Source organism: Thiomonas sp. SCN 64-16 (genome assembly GCF_001725585.1).
Classification (GTDB): Bacteria; Pseudomonadota; Gammaproteobacteria; order Burkholderiales; family Burkholderiaceae_C; genus Thiomonas; species Thiomonas arsenitoxydans.
On record NZ_MEGQ01000089.1, the window covers coordinates 1 to 5,055 of the forward strand.

The 5,055-nt window shown below is 62.3% G+C and carries 7 protein-coding genes; 4 read left to right on the top strand and 3 right to left on the bottom strand.

All coding sequences use genetic code 11. The features are described from left to right. Positions 1-182: P-II family nitrogen regulator (locus tag ABT24_RS15405; protein ID WP_286738257.1), on the bottom strand; the 182-nt coding region annotated here is incomplete at its 3' end. A gap of 62 nt (positions 183-244) precedes the next feature. Beyond that, complete coding sequence (locus ABT24_RS15410; protein ID WP_286738259.1) at positions 245-1,927, bottom strand: NAD+ synthase; 1,683 nt, start codon at positions 1,925-1,927, stop codon at positions 245-247. Here ABT24_RS15410 and ABT24_RS15415 point away from each other — a divergent pair. Next, positions 1,926-3,098: a GNAT family N-acetyltransferase gene (locus ABT24_RS15415; protein ID WP_276731157.1), complete on the top strand. Its 1,173-nt coding sequence runs from the start codon at positions 1,926-1,928 to the stop codon at positions 3,096-3,098. The two genes, ABT24_RS15410 and ABT24_RS15415, sit on opposite strands and share 2 nt — an antisense overlap. Positions 3,099-3,110: 12 nt before the next feature. Here ABT24_RS15415 and ABT24_RS15420 read toward each other — a convergent pair whose 3' ends face one another. Continuing rightward, entirely contained in the window at positions 3,111-3,599 is a 489-nt protein-coding gene (locus ABT24_RS15420) for a low molecular weight protein-tyrosine-phosphatase (protein WP_276731159.1), read from the bottom strand. A 175-nt stretch (positions 3,600-3,774) separates the two neighbouring features. Here ABT24_RS15420 and ABT24_RS15425 point away from each other — a divergent pair, with 175 nt between their 5' ends. From ABT24_RS15425 to ABT24_RS15435, 3 genes are all read left to right on the top strand, one after another. Beyond that, entirely contained in the window at positions 3,775-3,981 is a 207-nt protein-coding gene (locus tag ABT24_RS15425; protein ID WP_013106167.1) for a hypothetical protein, read from the top strand. A 227-nt stretch (positions 3,982-4,208) separates the two neighbouring features. After that, entirely contained in the window at positions 4,209-4,739 is a 531-nt protein-coding gene (gene grpE, locus ABT24_RS15430) for a nucleotide exchange factor GrpE (protein WP_276731162.1), read from the top strand. A 128-nt stretch (positions 4,740-4,867) separates the two neighbouring features. Then, the coding region (locus tag ABT24_RS15435; RefSeq protein WP_286738260.1) for an Hsp70 family protein at positions 4,868-5,055 on the top strand (188 nt) is incomplete at its 3' end.

Below are 5,055 nucleotides of genomic sequence, written 5' to 3' on the forward strand. Positions count from 1 at the left end.
ACCTTGACCTTGGGCAGGAAATCCACCACATATTCGGCGCCGCGATACAACTCGGTATGCCCCTTCTGACGGCCAAAACCCTTGACTTCGGTCACTGTCAGGCCGGTGACGCCAATCTCCGCCAAGGCCTCGCGTACCTCGTCGAGTTTGAACGGCTTGATGATGGCGGTGATGAGTTTCATGTCAGGGCTCCTCGGTGTGATTGAAGACGGAATTTAACTGGGGATGCGTGAATCGGCAGAATTCAGAACGATTCCCGGAATTTTGAGGTGATCGGATAGCGCCAATCGCGGCCGAATGCGCGGTGGGTGACGCGAATGCCCGGAGGGGCCTGCCGCCGCTTGTACTCCGACAGTTTGAGCAGGTGCACCACGCGCTCGACATCGGCCCGGGCGTAGCCTGCGGCCAGCACGGTTTCCACCCGTTCGTCCTGCTCCATATAGCGCTGCAGAATGCCGTCGAGCACGTCGTACGGAGGCAGACTGTCCTGATCGGTCTGATCGGCGCGCAGCTCGGCGCTGGGCGCCCGGGTGATGATGCGCTGCGGAATGACCTCGGCCTCGCCCATTGCGGCCGCGTGCGCGTTGCGCCAGCGCGCCAGCTCCCAGACCAAGGTCTTGGTCACGTCCTTGATGACGGCGAAACCCCCGGCCATATCGCCATAGAGCGTGGCGTAACCCATGGCCATCTCGCTCTTGTTGCCGGTGGTCAGCACGATGCGTCCGCTGTTGTTCGACAGGCCCATGAGCAAGGTGCCGCGAATGCGCGCCTGAATGTTCTCCAGCGTGGTGTCGCCGGGGTGCTCGTGCAACAGCGGGGCCAGCGTGGTGCGAAAGGTTTCGAACAGCGGCGTGATGGGCAGCACGTCGTACTGCACGCCCAGTCGCTGCGCCATTTCTGCGGCGTCGTCGAGCGACATCTGCGCGGTGTATTGCGACGGCATCATCACCGCGCGCACCTTTTCGGCGCCAAGCGCATCCACCGCGATGGCCAGCACCAGCGCCGAATCCGCCCCGCCCGACAGCCCGATGAGCGCCCCTGGAAATCCGTTCTTGCCCAAATAGTCGCGCACCCCGAGCACCAGCGCCTCATACACCTCGGCATGGTCGGACTTCAACGGCGCCACATGCGCCGGAGTCTGCTTGAGCACCTCGCCGCCGGTTACATCGACGCGCAGGATGTCTTCGACGAATTGCGGCGAGCGTGCCACGAGATCGCCTGCGCGGTCGAGCACAAAAGACGCGCCGTCGAACACGATCTCATCCTGCCCGCACACCATTTGCGAGGCGACCAGCGCCATACCGTTTTCCAGGCAGCGCTCGCGCATCACCCGCTCGCGCTCCGCCGTCTTGCCACGGTGATAGGGCGAGGCATTGAGCACCAGCAGCACCTGAGCGCCGGCCGCGCGAGCCATGCGCGGCGCATGCGGCAGCCAGGCGTCCTCGCAAATATTGATGCCGAAATGCGTCCCCCCGGCCTCGAACACCACCGGCTGATCGCCCGGCGCGAAATAACGGCGTTCATCGAACACCTGATAGTTGGGCAACTCATGCTTGCAATAGGTCGCTTCGACCACGCCGCCCCGCAGCAGCGAGGCCGCGTTGCAGGCCACCGCCTGCTGGGTCGAGGCGATCCGCGGCGCTTCGGCGGCGGCCAGCCCCAGCGGATGCCCGACGACCAGCGCCAATTCCGGCAGATCCGACAGGTCATGCGCAAGCTGCTTCAATACGGCAGCACTGGCTTGAAGAAAGGCCGGGCGCAGCAACAAGTCTTCCGGGGGATAGCCGGTCAGCGCCAGCTCCGGGGTGACGACCACGCGCGCGCCCTGCGCATAGGCCTGCCGCGTCAGGCGGGCGATCTGCGCCGCATTGCCCGCAAGATCACCTACGGTCGGGTTGCATTGAATAACAGCGAGTTGGAGAGTCATGGCTGAGGATTTTCGCACCGAGTTGTCGGACGCGGTGAGCGCACTGCCCGCCGCCGACTGGGAGAGCCTGGTCGCGGCAACGCCCGGCACCACGCCGTTTCAGCGCCATGTCTGGCTGAGCGCGCTGGAGCAAAGCGGCTGCGTGGGCGCAGAGACCGGCTGGCAGCCCGTGGTCGTTTCGTTGCGCGATGCCAGCGGCGCGTTGGCCGCTGCCTGCGCGCTGTATGTGAAATCGCACTCCTACGGCGAATACGTTTTCGACTGGGCCTGGGCCCGCGCCTATGCCGAGCATGGCCTGCCCTACTACCCCAAACTCCTGCTCGCCGTGCCCTTCACTCCCGTGGGCGGCGCCAAGTTGCTGGGGCGCGACGCCACCGCGCGCAAAGCGCTGCTCGGCGAAATTCTGGCCATCGCCCGGCGCAGCGGGTTCAGTTCGCTGCACGCCCTGTTTCTCGACCCGCAGGAGGCCCAGTGGTGCAGTGCGCTCGGTCTGTTAGAGCGCACTACCCTGCAGTTTCACTGGCGTAACCCTCCCGCAGCAGGTGGGGCGGCCTGGCCCGACTTCGAGGCTTTTATCGGCAGTTTGAGGCACGATAAACGCAAAAAGATCAAACAAGAGCAACGCCAGGTGCGCGATGCCGGAGTTTGTTTCCGCGCCCTTGTCGGGACAGAAATCACCGAATCGCACTGGGATTTTTTCACTCGCTGCTATCAAACGACCTACGCCCTGCACGGCTCCGATCCTTACCTGAACCGCGCTTTTTTTCAGACCATCGGCGCCCAAATGCCCGAGCACTGCCTGCTGTTTATCGCCGAACGAGACGGCCAGCCCGTGGCCAGTTCGCTCGTCCTGCTCGACCCGCAAAGCCGCATCGCCTACGGTCGCTACTGGGGTGCCGTCGCCCACATTCCGGCCCTGCACTTCGACGCGTGCTATTACCAGCCCATCGCCTGGTGTCTGGCCCATGGCTACACCACCTTCGAAGGCGGCGCACAGGGCGAGCACAAAATGGCGCGCGGACTGCAACCCGTCGCCACCCGCTCGGCGCATTGGCTGGCACACCCGCAGTTTTCGCGGGCGGTGGAAGACTATTTGGAGCGTGAGTCAGCCGCCCTCGCCGAGCATCAGGACAGCCTGCAAGAGCGCCTGCCGTTCAAGGAAGTGCAATGAACCCGCGGCGCTTCAGGCCCGCTGCGCCAGCTGCTTTTCGATGAAGGCGAGCAGCCCCGCGCTGGCCTGTTCCACCAGATCGAGTACCCGCTCGAAATCGCGTTCAGTGCCGTAATACGGATCGGGCACGGCAGCCACCGGCGCCTGCGGCGCAAAACTCAAAAACAGTCGGCAGCGTGAGGCAAACTGAGGCGGGCATCGCTGTTCCAGCAAGGCGAGGTTGTCCCAGTCCATCGCCAAGAGCAGATCGAAACGCGAAAAATCCGCGTCTTCCACCGCGCGGGCGCGCAAGCCGGAGAGGTCGTAGCCCCGCTCCAGCGCATGACGCTGACTGCGACGATCGGGCGCCGAGCCCACGTGGAAGGCGTGGGTGCCGGCCGAATCGATGCGAACCCGCTTTTCCAACCCGGCTTCACGCACTCTGGCGCGAAACACGCCTTCGGCGGTTGGCGAGCGGCAGATATTGCCCATACAGACAAACAGCACGGAAAACTCAGACATGGTTGAACTCACGGGAATGCAGAAATTCGGTAGACGCAATAGACATTATCCGGGCTGCTAGCCATCGAAATCGCAAGTTTTGCAAAGTTGTGTCAACCCAAAGACCGGGACACGCATTAAGCCTCTGATCCAGCTTGGATCGTTTCCATCCCAAACATTGAAAGTGCATCCCATCATGAAAAAAATTGCTGCCACGCTGTTTGCTTCCCTGTTCGCCACCGTTGCCATGGCGCAAACTCCGGCCCCGGCTGCCCCTGAAGCCGCCAAGCCCGAAGCCCACAAGGAAATGAAAAAAGAGCACAAAAAGGTCGAACACAAGAAGGTCGAGCACAAAAAGGCCGTGCACAAGGAAATGAAAAAAGAAGAAAAGAAGGCTCAGTAAGGCCTTCGAGACGTTCGCCTACACGGTAGGCGCTCCGGCATGACGGCAGCACCTGCCGTACTTGCCCGTCGAAATCCCCCGCAGCAGCACCCGCGGGGGATTTTTTCATTCCGCATCGGAAAAACTGGCCTTCCTGACGAGCCGACAGGCTCTTGAAATTCGGCAAGACACCCCCACGCTGGAAAGGTCATTTTTTATAACCGCGCGCTCACGCCGCGCTCGCGACCATGCAGACTGATCCCCAGACCCCTCCTTCCGACGATCCGCAAACCGCTGGCGGTGCGCATCAGGAGTTGATTCCCGAGCCCGTTCTGAGCGACGAGCTGGCGCAGGCCCAGGAAGAAATCACCAAGCTCAACGACCAATTGCTGCGCGCCCGCGCCGAGGTGGAAAACATCCGCCGCCGCGCGGAAGATGAAGCCGCCAAGGCCCGCAAATTTGCGGTGGAAGGCTTCGCCGAATCACTGCTCCCGGTCAAGGACAGCCTGGAGGCGGCGCTGGCCGACACCAGCGGCAAGCCCGATGTGCTCAAACAAGGCGTGGAACTCACCCTGAGCCAGCTCAAATCGGCCTTCGAGCGCAACCGCCTGCTGGAAATCGCTCCTGCGGCTGGAGACAAATTCGACCCGACGTTGCACCAGGCCATTTCGGTGCAACCGGCCGAGCAGCCTTCCGGCACGGTGGTTTCGGTGCTGCAAAAAGGCTATCGGATCGCTGAACGCACCCTGCGTCCGGCACTGGTCACGGTGGCGCAATAAGTCCCTGTATGGGTATGGCCAGATTCGGTACGGCCAGATTCGCAAGACTTGAATTCACAACAAGCTTCCTCATTTAACTAGCAGTTAAAAATCAGCGCCCCGCGGCGCGGCACATTCGGAGAATTTCCATGGCAAAAATCATCGGTATCGACCTGGGCACCACCAATTCTTGCGTGGCGGTCATGGAGGGCAATACGCCCAAGGTCATTGAGAACAGCGAAGGCGCACGCACCACGCCATCCATCGTCGCCTATATGGAAGACGGCGAAATTCTGGTGGGGGCTTCAGCCAAGCGCCAGTCGGTCACCAATCCCAA